At 31.7% G+C, this 25,758-nt stretch carries 26 protein-coding genes and 2 pseudogenes; 8 read left to right on the top strand and 20 right to left on the bottom strand.

What is annotated here, in order from left to right; translation table 11 throughout:
• The first annotated feature begins 1 nt into the window (after window position 1).
• The 6 genes from KPL54_RS26550 to KPL54_RS15715 all read left to right on the top strand — a co-directional run bounded on the left by KPL54_RS26550 (window position 2) and on the right by KPL54_RS15715 (window position 4,267).
• Window positions 2-124 (top strand): hypothetical protein, encoded by a 123-nt coding sequence (locus KPL54_RS26550; protein WP_268037572.1) that lies wholly within the window; start codon window positions 2-4, stop codon window positions 122-124.
• Window positions 125-255: 131 nt separating this feature from the next.
• Window positions 256-1,116: a radical SAM protein gene (locus tag KPL54_RS15735; protein WP_071613658.1), complete on the top strand. Its 861-nt coding sequence runs from the start codon at window positions 256-258 to the stop codon at window positions 1,114-1,116.
• Window positions 1,117-1,460: 344 nt separating this feature from the next.
• Window positions 1,461-1,895 carry an Rrf2 family transcriptional regulator gene (locus KPL54_RS15730; protein WP_216107458.1) on the top strand — a complete coding sequence of 145 codons (435 nt, stop codon included), beginning with the start codon at window positions 1,461-1,463 and terminating at the stop codon, window positions 1,893-1,895.
• Between the two features lie 350 nt (window positions 1,896-2,245).
• Window positions 2,246-2,752, top strand: a complete 507-nt coding sequence (locus KPL54_RS15725) for a cysteine hydrolase family protein (protein ID WP_216107457.1) — start codon at window positions 2,246-2,248, stop codon at window positions 2,750-2,752.
• A 177-nt stretch (window positions 2,753-2,929) separates the two neighbouring features.
• The gene (locus tag KPL54_RS15720) at window positions 2,930-3,403 is read left to right on the top strand and encodes a GNAT family N-acetyltransferase (RefSeq protein WP_216107456.1); all 474 of its coding nucleotides are present in this window, start codon (window positions 2,930-2,932) and stop codon (window positions 3,401-3,403) included.
• Window positions 3,404-3,490: 87 nt separating this feature from the next.
• Entirely contained in the window at window positions 3,491-4,267 is a 777-nt protein-coding gene (locus KPL54_RS15715; RefSeq protein ID WP_216107455.1) for an MBL fold metallo-hydrolase, read from the top strand.
• A gap of 111 nt (window positions 4,268-4,378) precedes the next feature.
• On the opposite strand, the gene KPL54_RS15710 is transcribed toward KPL54_RS15715, so the two are convergent.
• The 11 genes and pseudogenes from KPL54_RS15710 to KPL54_RS15655 all read right to left on the bottom strand — a co-directional run bounded on the left by KPL54_RS15710 (window position 4,379) and on the right by KPL54_RS15655 (window position 13,210).
• Entirely contained in the window at window positions 4,379-4,546 is a 168-nt protein-coding gene (locus KPL54_RS15710; protein WP_216107454.1) for a hypothetical protein, read from the bottom strand.
• A 47-nt stretch (window positions 4,547-4,593) separates the two neighbouring features.
• Window positions 4,594-5,373, bottom strand: coding sequence for a sulfite exporter TauE/SafE family protein (locus tag KPL54_RS15705; protein ID WP_216107453.1), 780 nt, complete (start codon window positions 5,371-5,373; stop codon window positions 4,594-4,596).
• Window positions 5,374-5,607: 234 nt separating this feature from the next.
• Window positions 5,608-6,201, bottom strand: a pseudogene (locus KPL54_RS26115) (cytidylate kinase-like family protein).
• 35 nt (window positions 6,202-6,236) lie between these two features.
• The gene (locus KPL54_RS15690) at window positions 6,237-6,545 is read right to left on the bottom strand and encodes a hypothetical protein (protein ID WP_216107450.1); all 309 of its coding nucleotides are present in this window, start codon (window positions 6,543-6,545) and stop codon (window positions 6,237-6,239) included.
• The gene (locus KPL54_RS15685) at window positions 6,542-7,996 is read right to left on the bottom strand and encodes a glycoside hydrolase family 1 protein (protein ID WP_216107449.1); all 1,455 of its coding nucleotides are present in this window, start codon (window positions 7,994-7,996) and stop codon (window positions 6,542-6,544) included. Before KPL54_RS15685 ends, KPL54_RS15690 begins: the two co-directional genes overlap by 4 nt.
• A gap of 167 nt (window positions 7,997-8,163) precedes the next feature.
• A complete protein-coding gene (locus KPL54_RS15680; RefSeq protein ID WP_309245394.1) occupies window positions 8,164-9,975 on the bottom strand; it encodes a beta-glucoside-specific PTS transporter subunit IIABC in 1,812 nt (603 codons plus the stop codon).
• A gap of 456 nt (window positions 9,976-10,431) precedes the next feature.
• The gene (locus KPL54_RS15675; protein WP_216107448.1) at window positions 10,432-10,632 is read right to left on the bottom strand and encodes a hypothetical protein; all 201 of its coding nucleotides are present in this window, start codon (window positions 10,630-10,632) and stop codon (window positions 10,432-10,434) included.
• Window positions 10,622-12,010: a 6-phospho-beta-glucosidase gene (locus KPL54_RS15670; protein ID WP_216107447.1), complete on the bottom strand. Its 1,389-nt coding sequence runs from the start codon at window positions 12,008-12,010 to the stop codon at window positions 10,622-10,624. Before KPL54_RS15670 ends, KPL54_RS15675 begins: the two co-directional genes overlap by 11 nt.
• A gap of 302 nt (window positions 12,011-12,312) precedes the next feature.
• Window positions 12,313-12,405 (bottom strand): annotated as a pseudogene (locus KPL54_RS26545) (MurR/RpiR family transcriptional regulator); the annotation flags it as partial.
• Window positions 12,406-12,416: 11 nt separating this feature from the next.
• Window positions 12,417-12,554 carry a hypothetical protein gene (locus tag KPL54_RS15660; protein WP_309245393.1) on the bottom strand — a complete coding sequence of 46 codons (138 nt, stop codon included), beginning with the start codon at window positions 12,552-12,554 and terminating at the stop codon, window positions 12,417-12,419.
• Window positions 12,555-12,847: 293 nt separating this feature from the next.
• On the bottom strand, window positions 12,848-13,210 hold the full coding sequence (locus KPL54_RS15655; protein WP_216107445.1) for a C-GCAxxG-C-C family (seleno)protein: 363 nt from the start codon (window positions 13,208-13,210) through the stop codon (window positions 12,848-12,850).
• A 346-nt stretch (window positions 13,211-13,556) separates the two neighbouring features.
• Between KPL54_RS15655 and KPL54_RS15650 the strand changes: the two genes are divergently transcribed.
• Complete coding sequence (locus tag KPL54_RS15650) at window positions 13,557-14,576, top strand: helix-turn-helix domain-containing protein (protein ID WP_216107444.1); 1,020 nt, start codon at window positions 13,557-13,559, stop codon at window positions 14,574-14,576.
• A gap of 81 nt (window positions 14,577-14,657) precedes the next feature.
• Here the strand turns inward: KPL54_RS15650 and KPL54_RS15645 are convergent, their stop codons facing one another.
• From KPL54_RS15645 to KPL54_RS15620, 6 genes are all read right to left on the bottom strand, one after another.
• Window positions 14,658-16,295, bottom strand: a complete 1,638-nt coding sequence (locus KPL54_RS15645) for a methyl-accepting chemotaxis protein (protein ID WP_216107443.1) — start codon at window positions 16,293-16,295, stop codon at window positions 14,658-14,660.
• Window positions 16,296-16,372: 77 nt separating this feature from the next.
• On the bottom strand, window positions 16,373-16,672 hold the full coding sequence (locus KPL54_RS15640; RefSeq protein WP_169829546.1) for an ArsR/SmtB family transcription factor: 300 nt from the start codon (window positions 16,670-16,672) through the stop codon (window positions 16,373-16,375).
• 26 nt (window positions 16,673-16,698) lie between these two features.
• Window positions 16,699-18,582: a heavy metal translocating P-type ATPase gene (locus KPL54_RS15635; protein WP_216107442.1), complete on the bottom strand. Its 1,884-nt coding sequence runs from the start codon at window positions 18,580-18,582 to the stop codon at window positions 16,699-16,701.
• A 143-nt stretch (window positions 18,583-18,725) separates the two neighbouring features.
• Window positions 18,726-18,944, bottom strand: coding sequence for a cation transporter (locus KPL54_RS15630; protein ID WP_216107441.1), 219 nt, complete (start codon window positions 18,942-18,944; stop codon window positions 18,726-18,728).
• Window positions 18,945-19,144: 200 nt separating this feature from the next.
• Window positions 19,145-20,011, bottom strand: a complete 867-nt coding sequence (locus KPL54_RS15625; protein ID WP_216107440.1) for a MurR/RpiR family transcriptional regulator — start codon at window positions 20,009-20,011, stop codon at window positions 19,145-19,147.
• Window positions 20,012-20,644: 633 nt separating this feature from the next.
• Window positions 20,645-21,565 carry a LysR family transcriptional regulator gene (locus tag KPL54_RS15620; protein WP_216107439.1) on the bottom strand — a complete coding sequence of 307 codons (921 nt, stop codon included), beginning with the start codon at window positions 21,563-21,565 and terminating at the stop codon, window positions 20,645-20,647.
• 617 nt (window positions 21,566-22,182) lie between these two features.
• Here KPL54_RS15620 and KPL54_RS15615 point away from each other — a divergent pair.
• Window positions 22,183-23,223 (top strand): hypothetical protein, encoded by a 1,041-nt coding sequence (locus tag KPL54_RS15615; protein ID WP_216107438.1) that lies wholly within the window; start codon window positions 22,183-22,185, stop codon window positions 23,221-23,223.
• 253 nt (window positions 23,224-23,476) lie between these two features.
• Here KPL54_RS15615 and KPL54_RS15610 read toward each other — a convergent pair whose 3' ends face one another.
• From KPL54_RS15610 to lpdA, 3 genes are all read right to left on the bottom strand, one after another.
• On the bottom strand, window positions 23,477-23,800 hold the full coding sequence (locus tag KPL54_RS15610) for a thioredoxin family protein (RefSeq protein ID WP_216107437.1): 324 nt from the start codon (window positions 23,798-23,800) through the stop codon (window positions 23,477-23,479).
• A gap of 134 nt (window positions 23,801-23,934) precedes the next feature.
• Window positions 23,935-24,183 carry a TIGR03905 family TSCPD domain-containing protein gene (locus KPL54_RS15605; RefSeq protein ID WP_216102009.1) on the bottom strand — a complete coding sequence of 83 codons (249 nt, stop codon included), beginning with the start codon at window positions 24,181-24,183 and terminating at the stop codon, window positions 23,935-23,937.
• Between the two features lie 67 nt (window positions 24,184-24,250).
• Window positions 24,251-25,621, bottom strand: a complete 1,371-nt coding sequence (gene lpdA, locus KPL54_RS15600) for a dihydrolipoyl dehydrogenase (protein WP_216107436.1) — start codon at window positions 25,619-25,621, stop codon at window positions 24,251-24,253.
• Between the last annotated feature and the right edge of the window lie 137 nt (window positions 25,622-25,758).

The following is a 25,758-nucleotide window of genomic DNA, read 5'->3' as shown; positions in this document are numbered from 1 at the left end:
TATGAAAATTTGTGATATAGAAAAACTAATTCGAGGTTTGAATTCTGTAAACGGATGTACAGTAGGCTGTAATTATTGCTATGCAAAGGGAATTAACAATCGTTTTAAGATAACACCTAACTAAATAAACTAAAGCAAAAAATATTCCCGTTTTTATGAAAGGATATCGTGCAGACATCGTAGGTGAAGAAAATATGATTCAAGAACTTCCAAAAGACTTTCGCAAATAAATTGTTTTGTAAAGGAGAAACTTCCATGATAAAAGAAAATATAAAAGAAGTAAAAAACTATGTATCAAAATCTAATCTCCCTACTTATGATTATGTTATAAATCCTTATGTAGGCTGCCCTCACGCATGTAAATACTGCTATGCAAGCTTTATGAAGAGATTTACAAATCACAATCAAGAAGATTGGGGATCATTTATAGATGTTAAAGTTTGTGATAATAAAATAAATATAAAAAAATTAGAGAATAAGACAGTTTCACTGTCCTCAGTAACTGACTGCTATAACCCTCTAGAAGCTAAATACCAAATCACTAGAGGAATTTTAGAGCAATTTAAAGGTTCAAATGTAATTTTAGGTATTGTTACAAAATCAAAATTAATACTAAGAGATATTGATATTCTAAAACAAATAAAAAATCTTACAGTAGCAATTTCTATTAATACATTAGACGAAGACTTTAAAAATGATATGGATCGTGCTAGTAGTATAAAAGACAGACTAAACACTCTAAAGACACTACACGAAAACGGCATTTATGTTGTGTTATTTATGTCTCCAATATTTCCATACATTACCGATTTTAAAAGTATTATAGAAACAAGTAAAGATTATGTTAATGAGTATTGGTTTGAAAATCTAAATTTAAGAGGGGATTATAAGTATAGAATCCTAAACTATATTGAGGAGAAATATCCTCACTTTATAGACAAGTATAAAGAAATTTATATTAAGAAAGACATGAATTATTGGGAACTTTTATCCAAAGATATTGATATTTATTGTAAAGCAGCTGGAGTAAAGTATGTGAATTTCTTTTATCATGAACAGCTTGTCAAAAATAAGTTAGAAAATAAAAATATCAGAATTAAAAATGATAATGTGTGAAAGGTGTCTGGAGTCCATTAGATGGTTCCTACTCCACTTAAAATAGTATTATTCAAAATTGTATAATACATCAAAGCACCTGCCAATAATAAAGTTATACTGTTTGTCACTGAGCTTAGAAGAATTAATCTGACTATAGTTAGAAACATAAGTCCATAAATTTTCTTTTATTTTAATCACATTTAATCACTCTTCCTTTCTTAAGTAAATTTTTTTATTAGCTACCTTGACTTCTTTTTCTATTGCTGATAAAATCTAATTAACAGCAACTTCAGTGTAGCATCACACTTCTATAAACTCAAGTAGCTGTTAATAATATTTTAACATAAAGGAGTATTACTTTTATGAAATATTCAACCAAACTAAGTCATGCAGTACACATATTAGTTTTTATTAAAATTAATCCAAGTTATGATTTAAGCAGTACAGCTATCGCCAAGAGCATTCAGACAAATCCTGGATGCGTAAGACAAATCATGATGAAATTACGAGAAGCCGGTTTACTAAACAGTGTTACTGGGCACGCTAAACCATCGTTAGCAAAAGAACCTGCTGATATCACACTTCTAGATCTCTATCGTGCCGTAGAAGGTACCAAGCCTCTATTGCACCTTGATACGCAAACCAATCCTGATTGTGGTGTGGGTATGAATATTCAGCTTTCATTACAGAAATATTATGATGAAATCCAAGAAACTGCTGAACATAAAATGAAAGAAATTACTTTGGATCATATCATTAACCTATACTATAAAAATGTAGATCAATTCTATATATAACAAACTGAATAATTCTGAATTTCAGTATTTTTAGGAGAATCGAGTAGGAGGAAAACATTTTTTTGTTTTTCGACCTCTCATCCTTTATAACCGACTGTTGTAGTTCTTTAGTCGTGTAGTTAATAGAGAATTGCTGTTTCGACTAGTTGTACATCAATCAGCGGAGCGGTAACTCGAAATATTATATAATACACACGAAAAAGTGGGTAATTTCACAATACAATAATCCATGCTATTATTAATACAACAAGGGTTCATGAACTAATTGTAGTAATAAAATTTGAATGATTTAGATGAAATAGTATACTTTTCAAAACATAAAATGATGTTAAATTCAGGAGGTTATAAAAATGAAAAAAGCTCTTATAGTTATTGATATACAAAATGATTACTTTAAAAATGGAAAATTCCCTCTGTGGAATGCCGAAAATACTTTAAATAATGTGGAAAAAGCTGTTGAAAAAGCAACTGCTACTAATATCCCAGTAGTTTTAATTCAACATATTGCAGATAGTAGTTCGCCCTTTTTTAATGAAGGCACGGAAGGAGTAGAAATTCATCCAAGAATATTAAAAGCTGCTCCAAATGCAATGAAAGTTATTAAGACCTTTGCAGATAGTTTTCATAAGACTAAATTAGATGAAGTATTATCACAGCTTGAAGTAGAAGAAATTCTTGTATGTGGAATGATGACACAAAATTGTGTTGTTTTTACCGCTATTTCTAAAAATGCAGAAAAATATAGTGTAAAAATACTATCTGACTGCTGCACAACGTTAAATGAGCCTACACACCAAATTGCACTCCAAGGAGTATCAACACGTATGGAACTATTAAGTTATAATGAGGTTATATAGAAAGTTACTAAATTATATTCTGCCGAAAGACTTTTACGGACTTTACACTAAGTGTATGATAAATATTTTAAAATTCCCAATCTTGCACTATTGAATAGAATACGTGAACAGTTGTAATTTTTTTGCGTAATAAATTATACTTCATATAGTTAATAAAATTTAAGAAAGAGGTGTCATATGAAAATAAAAATAGTAAAGGGAAGTATAGATTATATAAATGATTGTGAAGATACATTAGTAAATTCTGAACTAGGGATAAGATATTTTCCTAAAAAAGGAAGTGCTAGAACTGCATTAGAAGAAGGATTTGCTAAAGAAGAAATATACATTGCTATGGATATTAATCAAAATTATAAAGGATTCATATGGATCATTTTGGATGGAATATTTCATTCATTCCCCTATCTGCATATTGTTGCAGTAAAGCAAGAAAGTCGTAATCAAGGAACAGGTAAAACCCTATTAAAGTTCTTTGAGGATAGTTGTTTGAAAGATTACAGTAAAATATTTTTAGTAGTTGCAGATTTTAATCCAGATGCAGAAAGACTTTATAAAAAAATTGGTTACATTCAAGTAGGTACTATACCTAGTTTATATATGGAAGGGATAACTGAACATTTAATGATGAAATCAAGAGAAGAGAACAAATAACAATATTTTTCTGCTTGAAATAAAAAGCGTTAATTTATATCAACAGATATATTAAATTTTTTTATAGTTAAAAAGGAGTATATAAATATGAATATTAAACAAATTAGAAATGCTACAATAATAATTGAATATGCAGGTAAAAAATTTTTGATTGATCCAATTTTAGCAGACAAAGGTAGTTATCCACCATTCGGACCACGTCTTGGCCTCCCAGATGCACCAAGACAAGACCAAAATAATCCTTTAGTTAGCTTGCCAATATCAATTAATGAAGTTATTAATGTCAATGCAGTAATAATAACTCATTTACATCCTGATCACTTTGATGATGCTGCCAAAGAAATCTTACCTAAAGATATGAAAATGTTTGTTCAAGACGAAATAGATGCTAAAGAATTAAAAGATGCTGGCTTTAAAAATATAGAAGTTTTAACTGAAGACACAAGTTTTGATGATATTAAATTAACTAAAACAAAAGGCCATCATGGAAGCGGTGAAATGCTAAAATCTGCTGGTAACGTATGTGGTATTGTCTTCGAACACTCCACTGAAAAAACTTTATATGTAGCTGGTGATACTATATGGTATGATGGTGTAAAAGAAGAAATTGATACTCATAAACCAGAGGTTATTGTTTTAAATGCTGGACGTAATAAGTTTACTGACTACGATCCAGTAATTATGGGAAAAGAAGATGTTTATGAAGTTCATAAGGCTGCTCCTAATGCAAAAATTATTGCTAGCCACATGGAAGCTGTAAACCATTGGACATTATCAAGAGAAGAATTAAAGAATTTTGTTAATGAAAAAGGAATATCTTCCAATGTATTGATCCCAGATGATGGAGAAGATTATACATTTTAATATTCCATAAACAATAAAATTAATCCCTGCTAATTTGCTATTCAGCATTGGCAGACTAAAAATAAGGCAGTTCATTTTGCACTGCCTTATAAAATATGTGTTGAGCCTTTTTTATTTATAAACTACCTTCTCTATCTTTTTATTGATTTTTCTATATCTATATATTCCATAAACTATGGGAGTAATTGCTAATATAATGAAATTGCTATAGCTAATAGTCCTATTCCTGTTATTTTTCTCTTCTAGGTTAAGATTATAAATATTACTTTCTCCCTCCATAACTTACCTCCAAATGAGTATATTAAATTGAACAAAACCATCCCAAATTATAAATTTGTAATTACATTATATCCAGATATAATCAATAATAATCCAATTAGAAATATATAAAATTTTTCAATTTTTCTTTCCTCTAATCTCAGATTAATTAAGGTACCTATAAACCCTCCAATAACTGCTGAGACACACATAAATGGGATTAAAGATAAATCATATTCAAATAATTTATTTGAAATTATTACACTGCTTAATTTTGATATTTGTGCAAAGAAAATAGTAGCAATTGAATAAATTGTCGCATCCTTAATCGTATAAGAAAACAGAAGCATCAAAAGAGCAACATTTAATGGTCCTCCTCCTATTCCTAAAAAGACTGAAATTGAACCTAAGAAAAAACCAACTAAGAATATAGAAAGGAAATTTTTTAAATGAAAAGATCTAACTTTATCTTTATTTATTGTATAAATTAATATACAAATTAAAATAATTGCAAGTAAAGATGCTTGAATGACTTTAACAACACTATTTTCATAAGAAGAAGCAACTCTATTAAAAACCCCTTCTCCTGCTACTCCCCCGATTAGCGAACCAATAGATATCCATAAAACAGTCTTTAATTGAAAAATAAAACCATTTTTCAATTGTGTAATTATTGATACAATACTCATGGTAAAAACAGCAACTGATGAGTAAAATCCTATTGCAGCTGCATTATGATAACCAATCATATCAAATAATGGTTTAATTATTACCCCTCCGCCAAGACCAGAAGTTGCACCTGAAATGGTGGCAATTAATATAATACTTACATACATTAATATTATCATTACAATTATCCCCTTATTAAAAATACTTAGCGCCATGATTTGAAGCATAAGTATTTTTTAAATATTTATCCGATAGCTAGCATCCGTAAAACTTACACGTGCACTGTGAACGTGACTATTCCGAGTTTTAAATTTGAAATATCTACTTTTATCAATGTGAGATAACGGCTGCACGCTCCTGGATTAGTTCAACTAAGATTTAGCTGGAATCCTCCACCTAAATCAAGTTTCACTTTATAAAGCTGCTTTTACTATTTCAGCACACTTTTCCATTCCTAAGGAATCTACAGTAAATGTATCAGTATTAATACATAAATCATATTCACTCATCTTGCCTCTTTCAATGCTCGAAAATGTACTGTAGTAAATTTTTCTCTGCATAACTTGTCTATCAATGTACTCAGGTGCATCTTTCTTTGGAATTCCAACAACTCTTTCGCATCGGTCTACTTTTTTATCCATATCTTTGCTATAAACATATACATTTTAAAAATCTACCTTACCCCTTAAGACTATATCTGCACCTCTTTCCATAAGAATACAATGACCTTCCTCAACTATTTTCAAAATAGTATCTGAGTATGCATTATAAATCTTAAGTCCTAAATCAAGTTCATTCGACTGTAAAGTTTCATCAAACTTACTATTTGCAAGTTTTTCATCATATTCACTTAAAACTTTCTCATCAATTCCAGATTCCTTTGCAGTCCTAATCAATAAATCTTCTTCACCATAAAATTTTATTCCAAGCTTTTTTTCTAGTTCCTTTGCTATATATCTCGCTGCACTTGCATACTCACTAGTAAACACTATATATTTTTTTGTCATACCTAATACCTCCTAAAAAATAAACAATTAATTATTTAAGCAGTCTGCATAATTAAATCCATTAAATGAACACCATTTCCCACACCTTGCTTAACACCTCTTAAACAAGAATTACAGTAACAAACTACTCTATCTGTTGTATACTGTGAGCAATGTTCTTCCATAAGCTTTTGCTGCTCTTCTTCAGTACGAAGTTCAAGTTTACCTTCCATCTGCTTTACAAAATAATTTGGAGCAATCTTTATATTACCTTCCTTCATAGGATTATAGCGGAACACACCACAGAACTCAGACTTTTCATAATTTTCTTCAAGCTCTACAATTTCAATATTCATTTTCTTCATAATTCTTCTCCATTGGATTCAATACACTGTTTATACCACTCAAAGGATTTTTTCTTGCTACGATTAAGAGTTCCATTTCCTGCATCATCCATGTCTACATAAATGAAACCATAACGTTTTTTCATTTCTCCTGTACTCCAAGATACTAAATCAATACATCCCCATGGAGTATATCCCATTAAATCAACACCATCTAATTCAACTGCATCTTTCATAGCTTTGATATGTTCCTTTAAGTAATCAATTCTATGGTCATCATTAATTGAACCATCAACTTCTACTTGGTCAACAGCTCCAAAACCATTTTCAACTACAAATAATGGAATATTATAGCGTTCATACATTTGGCATAACGAAATACGTAATCCTAGTGGATCAACTGACCAGCCCCAATCCGATACTTCTAGATATGGATTTTTATATGCCATCATATTATTTCCACCTGTCTTTTCTGCATTTTTATCTGTTGTTGATGCCGTAGACATATAGTAGCTAAAGCCAATGTAATCTGCGATACCTTTCTTGATTATTTCATCGTCCCCTTGCTCTTTCTTTATCGTAATTCCTTTTCTTTCAAATTCTTTAATCTTATTAGCAGGGTAATATCCCTTGCATTGAACATCTAGGTAGAATTCTACTTGTCTTTGGAACACTAGATTTTTCATAACATCTTCTGGTTTGCAGGTCATTGGATAGCTAGGAATATACGCTACCATAGTTCCTATTTTGAAATCTGGATTAATCTCATGACCTAGCTTAACAGCTTTTGCGCTAGCTACAAATAAATGATGAACTGCTTGATATTTAGTCTGATCATCAGTATTGTGTATACCAATATGAACCCAGCATCTAAGAAAATTTATTTCGTTAAACGTCATCCAATGTTTAACTTTATCCTTATACCTATTAAAGATCATTTCGCAGAAGAATACATAATAATCAACTACTTCTCTGCTTGACCATCCGTCATAATTGTCAGCAAGGTACATTGGAACGTCAAAATGATTTATTGTAACGATAGGCTCAATTCCGTATTTTAATAATTCATCAAATACTTCATCATAAAATTTTAAGCCTTCTTCATTTAATTCTTTAGTTCCTTTAGGACAAATTCTTGTCCAGCTTATAGACATTCTAAAGCATTTAAAGCCCATTTCAGCAAACAATTTAATATCTTCTTTAAAATGTCCATAAAAATCAACAGCTTTATGGCTTGGATAATATGTATCTAAATCTATGTATCCTACAGCTCCTTCTGGAAGAGCATCAAGTCTTCCTGCTTCTTTTATTTCACCTTCTTTAGTTTTTAAAATTACCTTACGTGGATTTGTATGGCTTCCTACAGTAAGAACATCAAGAGTACTTAATCCACTGCCTCCTGATAAATATGCGCCTTCATATTGATTGGCTGCCGTTGCTCCACCCCATAAGAAATCTTTTGAAAAACTCATCTTCAAACCCTCTTTCATTTTTTTAATGATGTAGTAATAATATTATTTCTATCTTTTATAGTTAACTTCAGGTTATATATTTCCTAATTAGTTGGATCGATTGTTGTCTCATTATTGGATTCACAACAACCGAAACCATATTATTTAATATCTTTAATAAGAAGGTTTTATTTTGCTATTTTGATTAAAGCATCTCCTACCTTAATATCTTTATCAGTTATACCTAAAACTTCAGCATAATCAGAAGAGTTCAAAATAAGAACAGGAGTAATTAGATCATAACCTTCTTCTTTAATTGCCTTCATATCAAATTCTAATAACTTATCACCTTTTTTTACTTTTTGATCTTTTTGAATATGAGCTGTATAACAACGTCCATTCATTTTAACTGTATCTATACCAATGTGAATTAGTATTTCCACACCATCATCACCAGTAATTCCAATAGCATGCTTAGTGTCAAACAATGCTGAAACCACACCATCTACTGGGGCATAAACAGCTCCTTCCTCTGGTATAATTGCTACACCTTGACCCATAATACCATCAGCAAAAACTGGATCACTAACTTCTTTAAGATCTACTGTTCTTCCTTTAATAGGAGCATAGATAACACCACTTGAAGCCACATCTATTACCACTTCAGCTTTGTCTCCTGATCCTTTTGTATCTTGCTCTGGTTCGTCTATTCCAAGCATAAAAGAAGCAATAAATGAAACTATAAACGCAATAGCACATCCAATAGCTGCATATATTACATTAGCAAATCCATCTTGTCCAATAAAACTTGGTAATGCAAGTAACCCTGGTGCAACCTGAGCATATCTTCCAACACCCATAACACCTATGAATAGACCAGCAGCACCTCCACCAATCATGGCAGCATATAATGGCTTTTTGAATCTTAAACTAATACCATACATAGCTGGCTCTGTAATACCTAGAACTGCTGTAATCCATACCGAACCTGCAAGTTGTTTTACATCTTTGTTTTTTGCACGTATTGCTACTGCAAGTGAAGCTCCACCTTGAGCAATATTTGAAACCATCATTCCTGGACCTGCTACTGTATCATATCCTGTTGTTGCAAGCATGTTAATTCCAATTGGAATTAATCCATAATGCATTCCAGTCATAACCATTAATGGAGTTAATGCACCTACTAATAGAGGAACAAGCCAGCTAGCATATGCATTTAAGAAAGTAACTCCTGCTCCTAATCCTACGCCTAAGATATTTCCTAATGGACCAATAGCAATTAAAGTTACTGGTGCTACAATCATTAAAGTAAGTAATGGCACACCGAATAATTTAATAGTACCTGGAATAATTTTATCTGCCAATCTCTCAACATAAGACATAAACCAAACAGCTAAAATAATAGGAACAACTGAGGATCCATAAGAAACCAAGGAAACTGGTAACCCTAAAAGCTGTAATCCTTCTCCTGCTTTTTTCGCATTAGCCACCATTGTAGTAAATGTTGGATGTAATAATACACCACCAATAGCCATTGCCGCATATTCGTTACATTTAAATTTCTTTGCAGCAGAATTTGCTAGTAATATTGGTAAAAAGTAGAAAGCAGTATCACCAATATAGTTTATAAATTGGTATGTGCTTGATTTAGAAGAAAGCCATCCAAGTGCAACTGCTATAGCCATTACAGCTTTTAACATACCAGCACCAGTTAGTGCGGGAACAATTGGAAAGAATATACCCGCAATCGTATCTAAGGCCTTTGTTATAATACCCTTATCTTCTCCTTTTTCACTAGACACATCATTATTATTGAATGATCCTAACTCTAAAAGTTGTTTATAAACATTTTTAACATCACTACCAATGACAACTTGATATTGCCCGCCTTTATTTACAACTCCAACAACACCCTTAAGATTTTGAAGAAATTCTGTATCTGCCTTTTTATCATTTTTTAAGTTAAAACGTAAACGCGTAGCACAATGTCCTACTGATATAACATTTTTTTCTCCACCTACTTTTTTCTAAAATCGTGGATGCAATTTTTTTGTAATCCATAATTTTTTCCTCCTCAACAAATTAATTTTTTTAGAATTCATAACATTACAATTGGTATAATAGTAAGATAATAAATATCAAAATTCCTAAAACACTTTACTATTTTTTCAACTAAATACATATTTTATTGAAATTTTTCAAACAAAAACCCACCAGTAGAAAAAAGATAATTTAAAAATTAAATCTTCTTCCTATCTGGTGGGTATAGCCTGCTTTCCAGCAACTATTTTTTTATGTTTTTCAGTAGATTTATGTCGTAAAACCTCCGCATTTATTTTAATCGCCTTTGACAAACTTAAATCTTCTAAAATATTTATAATTTATCTATAAAAACTGATATATTGTTGTAGTTTTAAATTCTTCTCCTTTATCGAAAAGCGGTGACTTAATGTTATCTATATTAATACTATTGTGGTAAAACTGTGGTTCCATACAGAAACCTCCTCATTTTTTTTGTAAACAACTCTAAACAACGAAACTAGTATTGCTCCATAATTTGTCACCTGTGCTTTCATTCCTTTTGAATTTTCAAGTGTAAATATATAGGCTTCTTTTTCTTCTTTCGTCGCTCCAAATAACCCTCTTTTAATGTCCATTTTTCATTAACTCGATTACTACAGGATCTTTTGATGCCACGCCTTGTTTCTTTAACGCAGCTATCTTTTCTTTAAATTGTGGAAGATATTTTTCATGTGCTACCAATAATTCATCTAGTACTTGTTTTGCTTCACTTCCCTTTTGAACCAATGGATTTATTGTAAATGCTTGTAATGCCATTCCATAATCCCCTAATAACGCAGCATTTATTGTACATTCTTCCATTGCTTTCATAATTTGAAGATGTCCTTTTTCAAATGAACCCATTTCTCCCCATGCAATTGGTTCTGCTCCTTTAGCAGAAATTCTACATGAAATTTCAACTATAGAATCTGAATTTAGACAAGGTATAGCTCCATTGTTTTGTGTGCTTACTACCATATGAATTCCTTTGTTATTATATATTGCACTTATGCATTCACAAGCCGCATCACTATAAAATGCACCGCCACGTTTATTAATTTCTTCAGGCTTTTTATTTAAATCTGGGTTTTTATATATTTCAAAAAGAGATGCTTCCACTTCTTTCATTTGCTCAGCACGTGTTCCACCTTTTTTGAATTCCTCTATGCTGTGCTCAAGCATTTCTCTTTCTACATAGTAATAACGATGATATCCACAAGGCAGTAAATTCATAGAATGTAATAATTCTAAGGAAAATTCAGCTTGAAAAATATTAGCTGGTGTCCCCCCATTTTTTTCATTAATATGATCTATTAACTGTCCAGTTACTTCATTTCCTTCTGTATCAAACACTTTATGCCAATGGAAATGATTTAATCCTGCAAATTGATAATTTAATTCTGAAGTTTCTTTTCTAATAACCTTTGGTTCGTTCATCATAGCTATAACTGGTACATTACATAAACCAATACACTTTTTCCATCCGAAATGCTTAATTACAGCTTCCGTAATGATTCCACTAGGATTAGTAAAATTAATCAACCATGCCACTGGACACAATTCCTTCATGTCTTCAACAATTTCTCTTATTACTGGAATTGTTCTAAATGCTTTAAACATTCCACCAGCACCATTAGTTTCTTGTCCTAACATCCCATGTAATGATGGTATTCTTTCATCTTTAATTCTTGCATCCAGTAAACCAACTCTAAATTGTGTTGTTACAAAATCTGCACCTTTTAATGCTTCTCTCCTATCTAAGGTTGTGAATACTTGTACATTATATGGTGTTGCATCCCACATACGTTGTGCAAGTTTTCCTATTATTTCTACTTTTTCTTTTCCCTCTTCAATATCTACTAGCCAAATTTCACTTATTGGCATTTCATCATATCTTTTAATAAAACCTTCCATTAATTCTGGTGTATAGCTGCTGCCCCCACCAATTGTTACTATTTTTATAGCCTTTCTCACACTCTTTCCCTCCAATCGATTTCACATTTCTTTTTTCAAAATGCTTTTGACTAAATTTTTTAAACGTTAGACTTTTATTATATTTATAATATAGATGCTATAACCAAGTAACTCAATGGGATCAAGCTATTCTGGTCATTTTTTCTAAAAATTTTTAGTATTTTGATAATATATTGAAACTTTTTGATACTTTATATTATTCTTCACATATACAACTGCAAAAGCTCATCAGCTTTTTTCTGATGAGCTTTAAAATAATTCAATATAATATATTTTATTTCTCTTCACTAATATTTCTATCATCAACAATTAAGTTTTACCTTAAGTTCATTAAACCCATCAATACCAATCTTTTTGCAAAAACGATGAATTGCAGATTTTGACACAAATGTTTTCTCGGCGAGATCTAATCTATATACTTTTCTTGTCTTTCAGTTCTATTTTCCTTATTAATTTCATTTATTATTTTCCATACATCCTTTAATGCAAATTCAGTAACATGACTAAATAGCGGATGTCCAACATCATGTAGCAATGCACTAATCCTTATTGCTTGAAATAAAATTACATATGTATCTGATATTTATATTGTTTTACAATTATCCAAAGCATCACCCCCTAATAAGTAAGAGTTTCCACAGAAACTCTTTAAATCCCATGGTTACTCTGTTTTACTAATTTAAATTTTTATTAATTGCACTACTTTTTTTGCATAAAACACTTGGCAAATGTATGGGAATTTAAGGGCAGTCTTTCAAATTATTTCAAGTCTTTCACCTTTATACAAAACTTTTCCCAAAAGAGTTGTATAACTATAACCTTCTATTATAAATTTCATTATACCTCTGTATATTCTTTTAATGTATTATAAGCGTATTTTATTATTTCATCACAAGCTACACCTTTTTTCTTAAGTTCAATGCATTCTAAAGTTCCATATTTTTCTTTAACTTTATTTATTATTTCTCTTGATAATGCTCTTGAATTATTTTTCTCTTCACTCGTATTTCTTCCTTTTAATGCACCAACTGCCATTAGTGTTCCTATAATCGCTCCACATGTACTTCCAACAGTCATGCCAGATCCAAAAGGGCTAGCAATCGATACTGGAATGTCTAATCCTGTATCATCATTAAATGCTTTAAGAACAGATTCTGCACAATTATAACCTTCTTTATGAAATTTAACTACTTTTTCCATTTTATCTTCTCCTCTATAACTAAATATTTAATACTTTTTTGTCTATGATCTGATAATTAAATCTTGATTTTACTTTAATTTATTAGTTTTCTACAACTTTTAATGCAATTGCACACTCAATTTTTTCCTTCTGCATTTTGCATCCAATTTCATAAGTAATATTCAATTGAAATTATTCACCTGACATCCACCAGTACAGTGAAATAATAAAATAAATATTTCGATATATTTAGCCCAGAATTCTAAAAAACTGACTTTGGTGCTAGCAAGCCTTTTTATTTGCTATATCCGACAAAATCTTATATAATTTTCTTAACAGTTATATCTTTAAATGGAGATGGTTAAAATGAAGCGAGATAATAATGAAATGCCAAACAAAAACATGACTCTGTTAGACAGATTGCATTTTCTAAAAAAAATTCCAACCACTACTCAAAAACAATTACCTTGTGTAACATATAAGATAATGTTTTGTAGCGGAGTAGGTTTACTTACTGGCTATCCTGTTTTTCCAGGAGCAGAGCTTATATTGAATGAATATAAGGGAACAGCCTTTGATTTTAATCATGACCCTATGGATCAAGTTATGCAGATTAACTTTTGCCTTGAGGGACGGATGGGGTGGACTTTGCATAATGGTGATTGTATTTACCTTGGAGCTGGCGATATTTCTATACATATGATGGATCATTGTGCCACATCTTCTATGGCCCTCCCTTTAGAATATTATAAAGGAATTACCATTTTTTTGGATTTGGGTGAATTTAAAAATCATTTGCCACAAGCGTTATGTTCAATAGGATACAATCCTATTGAATTGAAAACAAAGTTTTGCGACGCCGGTCAGATTACTGTCCTGCCAGCCACTACAAAAATGGACACACTATTTCATCTTTGGGATACAGTGCCTAGCGCTTATCAATTGTCATATTTGCAGCTTAAACTACAAGAATTATTGTTATTTTTAAATATATATGACTTATCAAAGTCTAAAGGTAAAGACCCATATCCAGCTGCAATCATAAGCACGATTAAGAAAATGCATAAAAAACTAACTTCCGACTTAAAAGAACATCCGACAATAGAATTGCTTTCCAAAGATTTCTTAATTAACACCTCTACGTTAAAGAAAGCATTCAAAGCGATTTATGGTCAGCCGATTGCCCAGTATATGAAGGATTATCGTATGCATCATGCTGCAAATCTGTTGTGCCAAACTACTATGACGGTAGGCGAAATTTCTGAGATGATGGGCTATGAAAGTCAGAGTAAGTTTGCCACCGCGTTTAAGAAAATCATGCAAATTCCTCCTGTAGAATACAGAACACGATACAAAATGAAAAATACGGATCTTCCGAAAACATGATTCCATTCTGATATAAACTTATAAAAAATGAGGTATTTATCAATCGTGTTGTTACATAAGTTTTTTATCATATTCTAAAAATCATACATTAAAACTTGAAATATCATTTTTTAATTCAGATGATATAGTAACTATTTTTTGTGAAGTTATGGCTAATTCATTTGTTATAGCTGTTTGTTCTTCTGTCGATGCTGTTACCTCTTCTGAAAGAGCTGAAATTTCTTGTGATTTTGAAGCTATATTTTCAACTGTATTTAAAATCTTATTTCTGCCTTCCATTGTTCCTTTAATTACTAAACGCACTTTATTAATTTCTTTAGAAATCTCATTTACTTTCTCAATAGTTCTCTTAGATGAATTCGCAACATTATTAACCTCATTCCTACTTTCTTCCACCATCTTAGTTGCATGCTTTGTTGCAGAAGAAACACCTTCCGTTTCTTCTATTACCGTATTTATTAATTGAGTTATACTTTTTGATGAATTTAGAACTTCTTCTGCAAGTTTTCGTATTTCTTCTGCTACTACTGAAAATCCTTTTCCCGCCTGGCCAGCTCTTGCGGCTTCAATGGATGCATTTAAAGCCAAAAGATTAGTTTGACTAGCTACACCATTTATAACATCAACTATAGAATTAATTTGAAATATAGTTTTATCTAAATTATCTACTTTTGCTTTTCCTATTAAAAATGAATTTAACATTTCATCAATAGTATTGGTTAATTTATTTACAGTATCTGCTCCTATATTTGTATCTTCTTTTATAGTATTTCCTATATCAGCTAATATAGCTAGTTCATTTTCAACATTATCTAAATCTACCGAAAAATTCTCTAGTAATCTAACTGCATCCTCTAAAGACTCTGTTTGTTTTATTCCTTCTTCAGATACACTTGTTACTGAAGAAGCAATCTCTTCACTAGATAACGCTACTGTATTTCCGCCCTCATTAATATTTTTAGATAAATCACTTAAACTTTCTGATATCACTTTAATTTTTCTAACAAGTTCTCTAATACTTTTTGTAGTTTCTTTACTGACAGCTGCAAGTTTTCCTATTTCATCTTTACCTGTAACTTTATACTCAGCAGTTAAATCTCCCTCACCTATTTTTTCAATAGTCTCTTTAAGACTTTCTATAGGCCTCGCAATTCGTTTGCCTATACATATTCCTGCAATGGCAGCTAGAATTAGAACTGTAATAGCATGGATTATACTTTTTATAATTGTATCTTTAATAGCTTTTTGCATACTATCAATAGAAATACCAACCGAAAGACTATACTCTACGCTATTTCCATCTTTAATAGGCATTCCTACATTATATGCTGATATTCCTTTCCACTCATAGATGTTTCCGCTTGTTTTCCCTTCAAATACACTTCCTAATTCATTCGAATTAATTTTTTGGCCAATAGAATTCTTTGATGTTCCTGCAACAAGGGTTTTATCTTTTGACACTACATCAATATAACATAATTGCCCATCCGAATAATCGTATATACCATCTACTATATCCTGTATTTTATCTATATTTTTTATTCCTGTTTTCTCAATATTCGCTCTTATATTATTTGCCAAAGTAATTCCATCAGCTTTCATTTGATTTTGTATTCCATTTATCATTTGATATGTAAGGAAAGATGTACAAATCAAAATTATTATTGCTGCAATTAAAACAAAGTTAAAAATCAATCTTTTTCTTATAGAACTAAACATATAATCCTCCACCTCTGTTGTCTTTCGAACTATTTTATCATGAAATAGTCCTTTTGAAGTTACATATACTTTCCATCTTATTCTTCAATATGTTCGATTCCCTGCGAGATAATTGCTCTTACATGATTATCTGCCAGAAAATAAATAATGAATTTCCCTTCTCTTCGGCTTTTTATGAGTCTGCTTTCTTTTATAACCCGTAATTGGTGTGATATGGCTGAATGGCTCATTTCAAGAGCCATTGCCAAATCACCCACAGAACTTTCTTCTAGAAAAAGATAATGTAGTATCCTTATCCTAGTAGTATTTCCAAATACTTTGAATAAATCTGCGATGCGATAGGATTCTTCTAATAAATCTGTATTTTCTTTTATCAAAATCTTCCCCTCCGCTTCAACTTTTCCTATAGTTTTTTTGTAAATAGCGCACGAATTGCATTTAATATCGCAATAATCATAACTCCCACATCGGCAAAGATAGCAAGCCACATATTTGCAATACCTATCGCTCCAAGTACCAGACAAATCAACTTAATACCAATCGCAAACCATATATTCTGATGCACAATTCTAAGGCATTTACGTGAAATCTTAATAGCTTTGACAATCTTTAGTGGATCATCATCCATAAGAACCACATCTGCTGCTTCAATTGCTGCATCAGAACCCATGGCCCCCATCGCAATACCAATATCTGCTCTTGTCAATACTGGCGCATCATTGATACCATCACCTACAAATGCCAGCTTTGCTTTATCCGACTTCAAAGACAAAAGTTCCTCAACCTTTGACACTTTGTCAGCAGGGAGTAATTCGCTATATACCTCATCCAGTCCTAAATATCCTGCTACCTGGTCTGCAACTCTCTTTGAATCTCCTGTCAACATGATCGTCTTTTCTACTCCAGCAGCCTTTAATGCTGCAATAGCTTCTTTTGAATGTGGCTTTACAATATCTGAAATGATTATATGTCCCGCGTATTCTTCATTCACAGCCATATGAATGATTGTTCCTACATCATGACACTCCATGTACTTAATACCAAGTTTCTTCATCAACTTCGCATTTCCTGCTGCTACGGTAGTTCCATCTACTTTTGCGGTAACACCATTTCCACTGATTTCCTGAATATCTGTGACCCTTGAGCGGTCAATCTCCTTACCATAAGCATGCTGTAAACTCTTACTAATTGGATGAGAAGAGGCACTCTCTACAAGAGCCGCATACTCTAACAGCATTTTCTCCTCCATCTTATTGTGATGTACACCATTTACCTCAAATACACCCTGAGTCAAAGTTCCTGTCTTATCGAAAACGACATATTTCGTTTGTGCTAAAATCTCCAAATAATTAGAACCTTTTACGAGAACACCTTCTTTGCTTGCTCCACCGATACCCGCGAAAAAGCTTAGCGGGATGCTGATTACAAGAGCACATGGACAGCTGATTACAAGGAAGGTCAATGCACGGTAAATCCATGTTCCCCAATCAGCGCCAAGTCCCATACCAAACATGCGGACAAGTGGTGGAATAATTGCAAGTGCAATTGCGCTATATACAACTACAGGTGTGTAAATTCTTGCAAATTTTGTGATAAAGTCCTCTGATTTTGACTTTCGAGAACTTGCATTCTCCACAAGCTCAAGAATCTTGGATACTGTGGATTCGCCAAATTCCTTGGATGTCTTAATCTTAAGCACGCCAGTTATATTTATGCATCCGCTGATGATTTCATCGCCTACACTCACTTCACGAGGAAGGCTTTCACCTGTTAACGCGCTGGTGTTAAGACTTGAGCTTCCCACTACAACTGTTCCATCAATTGGAACCTTCTCGCCAGGCTGTACAACAACAACTGAACCAATTCCAACTTCATCTGGATCAACCTGCTCTAGCTTTCCATTCTTCTCAATATTAGCATAATCTGGGCGTATATCCATAAGACTGCTGATATTTCTACGACTTTTACCGACCGCATAACTCTGGAACCATTCGCCAATCTGGTAAAACAACATAACTGCAATTGCTTCCATATAATCGCCATCCTCGTATATCGCAAGCGCCATGGCCCCTATCGTTGCAATCGCCATCAAAAGACTTTCATCAAATGCTTGTCCGTTCTTAATTCCTTTTATAGCTTTAATCAAAATGTCATAGCCAATAATAATATATGGAATTAGATATAACAGAAATCTCGTAGCACCTTTCGCTGGTATAAAATTCAATGCAATCATAAGAACAGTTGCTACAATGATTCTTACTAACATCTTTTTCTGCTTCTTATTCATATTAATTCCTTCTTTCTTTTTGAAATTATCAATTAAATACATGAACAATTGTTCATATATAAGTCTCTTTTTTTGCACCCCTCTGGCCTAGCCAAATATAAGGGTGCATACAAATATGTCATATTATTTTTTATCCAATTGAATTAAAGGAAGATTTCACAGTCATCTTCTACCTTTTTACAGTTAGTGCGGACTTCTTTCATAACACCTTTTGCTTCCTGTCCTTCTTTAAACTCAACATTCATTTTGAGTGTCATAAAGTTTACAGTACAATCTTTTACACCTGCTGTATGTTTTGCAGCATCCTCCATTTTATTTGCACAGTTTGCGCAGTCTACATCAATCTTATAACTCTTTTTCATAGTAATATTAGCTCCTCTCAACAATTATTTTTCGTATATTCAATTAAACACTTGTTTAATCGTTAACTATAATTTACCGTAATCATTATAATAAGTCAATAGAGTAGATAATAATACTTCCATTTGGATAAAATCAATTTCCAAATGGAGCAACTCAAGAGGTACTAATGATTAGCAATTCTTCATGGACGGAATAGTTTTTATTTCTCTTCGCTAATATTTCTATCATCAACAATGCTTTCAACTTCTTGAATATAATCCAGATTTTTTTCATAATCCATTTTAAAAATACAGCTAAAAATCACATCTAACAAATATTGCATTGCAATATGTGATGAAAATTGGGATATTCTATTTCTTAAATTTTCTCTATCGCTTATATACAAATTGTGTTTTATATAATTTGATGCAACACTTTTCCCAAGCCTTCCTATCCAAATTATCTCAATACCTCGTCTATGTAATATTTCTGCAATAGAAGGTAAAAACGTTGCTTTTCCTGAATATGATATAATTATAGCCACATGACTTTTTTTAGATGCTGTTGCAGTGCAACGCTGATCATAAAATGATTCAGGACAGCAAACCATTCTTCCAATTGCACGCATTTTATCTTGAAAATTTTCTGCAACATTAATATTGTGTGCATGGGTATATATATCTATAATATCTGCATTATGTAATAATTTAACTGCTTTATTTAATTCCAGTAAATTTATAGAATTGTATGTGTCAGCTATTGATGCTTCATATAATTTCAGTAACTTCTGAGCTAATATTCCTTGACTATCATCAGGTAAAAATGGGAAATTCACATCAATCTGATTATCAGCTTTATTTTCTACTGCAATGTCTTGAACAAGTTTTACCTTAAGTTCATTAAACCCATCAATACCAATCTTTTTGCAAAAACGATGAATTGCAGATTTTGACACAAATGTTTTCTCTGCGAGCTCTTGAATTGACAATTGGTCAATTTGATATTTATTTTTCATTATATATTGCCCTAACTGATTTTCAGTCGGTGTTAGATTATCACAGCATTTAATCATATTTTCTATAGTCATAATTACCTCCTAATTCACCTTAAATATTAATAAAATTATACATAGCAGATCTAGAGAAATATTCTCCTCTTTTTCTTTTCATACCATCATCCTTTCTATTCTATAGCAATATACAATATTTATTAACAATTTCTTTTTCTATTTCTTCATTTCCTCTCAAGGATTAAATAAGACCATTAAGAATCTTGAAGCTGAATTAGGAGTATAATTATTTACACGTATGTGTCTTATTTATTAAGAAATGAGAGATATAAAGCTCGGTGAAGTCGATTGAGAATACACCCTAATGCTGTGCATATGCAGAGTAAGGAACAGCGAACCAGAGGTGGTTGTGTGTACGATAGATCGGGAGTCCATAAAATACTCATGGTAAGAATGTTCCTTAGGAACTGACAAAATTCCGAATGTAAGGGTCTATACTATGTATCTAATCATGGAATATAAAGTAAATAAAATAGCATAAGAGTAAATGCATTGAAATGATACTTTAAGTGGCTTAAGAAGAACAATTTATCATTACAAAATTTGGTTTTTGCGTGGAAATTATCACGACAATAAATACTGGCCTCTGCATAAATATATTATAAGGTAAACGGAGGAAGCTTAATCGTTGGATTGTTACTACAGAAAATGTTATTGCTGCAGAGCGTTCCAATGGAAAAGACTATCCTGATTCCATTCCAGCCAATTAAGCAAAAAATCTTTAAAAGCTTTTGCCTGAGGCGTTAAGACCTTATGATGTTTTTGTGCTAAATAAACTGTCCGCATATTATGATTATCTGCTAATGGAATGATTACAGTATGGGGGCGTTTGTTTTGAAATGCCAGATAATCCAGCGAACCACCAATAGCTAGATTTTGTTCAGCTATATCGGCGATGATGGAATCAACATTTGTTTCCAATATCGTATTTGGTCGGATGCCGTTTTTTATCAAATTCTCCTGAAAAATATTAAAAAATGGTTGTTCACGACCTTTTAATACCAAAGGTTGGTCTTTGAAATCAGTACAGGAAAGTGCTGCTTTTTGGGCAAGTAGATTTTTGCGATTTACGATGATGCAGTAATAATTAGAAAACAAAGCCTGGTAGGAAAAGAGAGTGGTATCGACTGGTGAGGAGAGCAGTGATAGTTCAATTTCATCATTCAATAGTTCTACTGCGGCTGCTTTATCAGTGGTTTCTGTAAAGTTTAACAAAATTTCCGTATGGGCTTTTTGAAAATCTTTGATGAAATTAACACCTAAATAATCTAAGACGCCTGCAGTAGAAAGAATCTTGAGAAAATCTTTTTGAGTATGCATGAAAAAAGACTTTTCCTGTATTGTAGAAAACTCATTTAAGATTTTTTCTGCATGTGGTTTTAGCATATGAGCCTGATTTGTAGGAATCAGACCTTTTTTTGTGCGAACGAATAGAGACGCATTGAGTTCCTTCTCTAGGGACAGCAGTGTTTTGCTTATGCCCTGAGGAGTAATGATTAATTTTTTTGCTGCTTTTTTGATGCTTTGCAGCTGGTAAACTTCTAAAAAATATAAAAGTTGGTGCTGATTCATAGTTAAGCTCCTTTATGATTATAATTTTATAGTATAGAAAATAGCCAAATAGCCATCTGCTGGAAGTAAGAGTTTTATAATACACGCAGAATATTGGATTTATTATATATATATTATATTCTCTTTATGTTTAAGATACAATAACCAAATTCAATAAAGGAAATACCTCTTAACATTTTTTACAAATTGTCAAGAACTTTAATGATCGTCAAAAACTAATGTATAAGGGGAAAAGCCTGTAAAAAAAAATAGCAATCCTCAGCAAGATAAGGACATCACAATTCAAGTTAAAACTCTTATATATTTTGTTGATAAGTATTCTAATGGCTTCTGCTGTGGATAAAAACAGAAACCTTATGTTATGGTCTAAAAACAACTAAATGGTTGATTTGGGTAAATTTTTTCTGTTTGTATTGATACATACATATGTGATAATTTAAAAACAGCGATTAAATATATGTTTAATTGTGTATATAAGATTTTAAAATTATACAAGGAGGTAATTTAAAGTGAAAAAAATAGTACAGACAGGATTAATGTATCACGAAAATTTTAACTGGCATAATCCGTGTGACGGAGCTCTTATTTTTCCAGCAGCATACAGTAAATGGGTTGAGTTGAAATCTTACTACGATGATGTAAATAGAATTAGGCAAAGTTTCAATTTACTGAATCGCAGTGGGTTTATCGATGATTTAATTCCATTGGAACCAAGGAATGCAACAAGAGAAGAACTTTTATATTTTCATTCGCCTCAATACATTGACAAGCTTAAGACATTAAGTGATGCTGAAGGCGGAGAAGTAGGCCCCTTTGCGTATGTAGGAAAGGGTTCTTATGATATCATTTCATTAGCTGTGGGCGGCGATTTAGCCGCACTTGATGCAGTTATGGAGGGAAAGGTGACAAATGCATTCTGTCTCCAAAGACCTCCAGGTGCGCATGCTGAAAAAGATCATGGCTATGGTTTTTGTATCGTCAATAATTTTAATATCATGGCTAATTACGCTCAAAAAAAGTATGGCTTAAAGCGAATTATGATCATTGATTGGGATTGTCATTATAAAAATGGTATTCATGAGGCATGGTACAATGATCCTGAAGTGTTATATATTGAAACACATCAAACAGGAACATTTGGACGTAATTCTTCTCATGATAAAGATGCAGAAAACGTTGGAGAAGGTGATGGACGAGGTTATAACATACCTATCCCTATGCCGGCAGGTACAGGAGATCTAGGTCATATTAAGGCCTTTGAAGAGATTATTGTTCCAATTGCTGATCAGTATAAACCGGAACTTGTCATTGTAGTAGCCGGCTTTGCTGCAAATATATTTGATCCACTTGGGGGTCAGCAAATCACAGCTACAGGGTATAAAAAATTGACTGAGATAGTGAAGGGAATTGCTGATCGTAATTGTGAAGGTCGCCTTGTAGCTGTTATGGAAGGTGGAGCAGGTTCATATATGCCATTCTGTGTTTCAAAAGTTCTTGAAGGGTTGAGTGGCAAAAAAAGTGTTGTGGAAGACCTAATAACGGTCGATTGTGGATTTGGAGGATTTATTAATCCTGATACAGCAAATGCAGTATCTATAGATCAAGCAAATCAAATCGAAAAAGTAAAAAGAGTTCAATCTAAATTTTGGAAGTTGTGATATATATAAACTAAAGTCATATGGTATTTTTTCGAGTGTCGAGAAACCCGTCTTTCGTATTGTTCGAGAGACGGGTTTCTTTTTTCATTTAGAGATTGAAAAAGGATATAGGCATGTTTCCACCATGAAACTTTGTTTTTGACTACTACTAGTAATTGGATAAGCAATAGACACAGCCCCCATTTGGATTGTTCCTAGTCCTCCTATAAACATTGCATTTGACATTAAACTCATAAAAAATTGATTTAATATTCTAAAACAACATATTATAATATCTATTAATGCTTTTTTCTAATTCCAATAAATCAACATTTCTTCCAACCCTTATTGTTTCTTTACCATTAATATAAAGTATTAATAATGGAAATGAAAAAACGTTATTCATTGCTGCAAATTCCGTTTGCTTTTCTCCATCAATATTAACACTTTTTACTTTAGAATAAGATTCTAATATTCTTTCAACCTTACTCTTAATCACTTTACAAGCCCCACAAACTTTATTGCTAAAATACAATATAACTATTTCATTTTCACTAATAATATTTCTAATTTCTTCATCACTATTTATTCTTAACATCTACTCCATCCCTCCTGATTGCTATATTTATAAATACTAGAAACTTTTTTAATCTAAATTATATTAGGCGTTATATTCTTACGATATAACGCCTATAATTTTCTAAATATTTATAAATATCTTTAATACTATTATTATAAAACTTCTCTTAATGCCTTTGCAAATTGATCAGGACAAGAAGTTTCCTTATTACCACAACGTATATTTGCGAATTTATCAGCAATTTCATTAGCATCTATACCAATTGCTAAACTCCTAATACCAAGCGCATTCCCTGGACATCCACCTATAAACTGCACATCTGTTATTTTATTGTCATCGCTTAATTCAAAATTTATTTCTCTACAACAAACTCCAGTTGGATTAAATTTTATTTTTTTCATTAATATTACCTCCTTTTAAAAATATTCATTAGCTAATTTCATCCTATCTCTAAATTACATGGTAACTTTAAATGCTGCCCTTAGAAGCTGCAAACCAAAGTACTTCAGATAAAGTTGGATGAGCATGTACAGTGTTTTTTAAATTATCAATAGTTAATTTATTAGTTACTGCAAGCGTTAGTTCATGTATTAATTCTGTAGCACCGCTTCCTATAATGTTTGCTCCGAGAATAACTCCATCAACAGAATTATAAATAATTTTTACCCTTCCTTCAATTGAGTGATTGATAATTGATTTACCATTCATCATCATTGGAAAATTTATAATCTTTGTTTGTTTATATTGTTCTTTTGCCTCACTTTCTGTTAATCCTACAGAAGCAATTTCAGGGTTTGAAAATATTACTCTTGGTGTATTTTTATTAGTATATTTCATACTTTCTGATTTCACCATATTAGCTGCAGCAATAGTGCTTTCATACATAGCCGTATGAGCAAGCATAGTTGTAGGAATAACATCACCAACTGCATAAATATTTTTAGCACTTGTTTGTAAATAGTCATTTACTTTAATAAATCCATCTTTAACTTTTACATCAGTATTTTCCAAACCAATATCTTCTATATTAGGTTTTCTTCCAATGCTTATTAGAATTTTATCAAATAATTCTGTATTGATATAACTTCCGTCAAGTGAACAATTTACTTTATTATCTATTATCTCTGCCTTATTCAATTTTGTATTGGCATAAATTTTTATCTTTTTATTTTTTAGTAAATCTTCTGCCATTGCACTTGTGTCCACATCTTCATTTATCAAAATTCTTTCTGATCCCTCGATTAAAGTTACTTCTGCACCAAAGCTATTATAAATAGAGGCAAATTCTAAACCAATTACACCTCCACCAACTACTAATAGCTTCTTTGGTATATCATTATTATCTAATAATTCATTGCTTGTACAAATATATTTTCCATCAATATTAATTCCTGGAATTAACTTAGGTCTAGCTCCTGTTGCTATAACAAACTGCTCTGCTTCAACTACTTCTACAGATCCATCAGGTATACTTACTTCAACTTTATCATTGCTTATAAATCTTCCATGACCTATTACAATTTCAGCCATATTAAATTTTCTATTAATAGAATTTAATTGTGTTAAAAGCATATCCTTAGTTTTTGTAATTTGTTCCATGTTTATTTTCACTTCTGGAATTTCTATTCCAAACTCATGAGCTTTTTTAGCTATTTCAGCAATTTCAGCTGCTTTTACTAAATGTTTAGTTGGCATACATCCTTTATTTGCACAAACTCCTCCAAACATATTAGAGTTTTTTTCAATAATGCACACACGCTTATTTAATCTTGAAAAAACTCCTGCTACTTCACCACTTGCCGGTCCACTTCCTAAAATTACAACATCAAATTTTTTCATCGTATTACCTCCTTGTATATTTATCTTGCTTTTATACAATACTAAAATTATTAATATCAATTAGACCTTAATATCTAGTACCGGTCTAATAACAAGAATATACACTATGGTATAATACCAAGGTCAAGTAATTTTAA

This window comes from Clostridium estertheticum (assembly GCF_018861295.1).
Lineage (GTDB): Bacteria > Bacillota > Clostridia > Clostridiales > Clostridiaceae > Clostridium_AD > Clostridium_AD estertheticum_D.
This window is presented reverse-complemented; position numbering and strand designations above follow the sequence as displayed.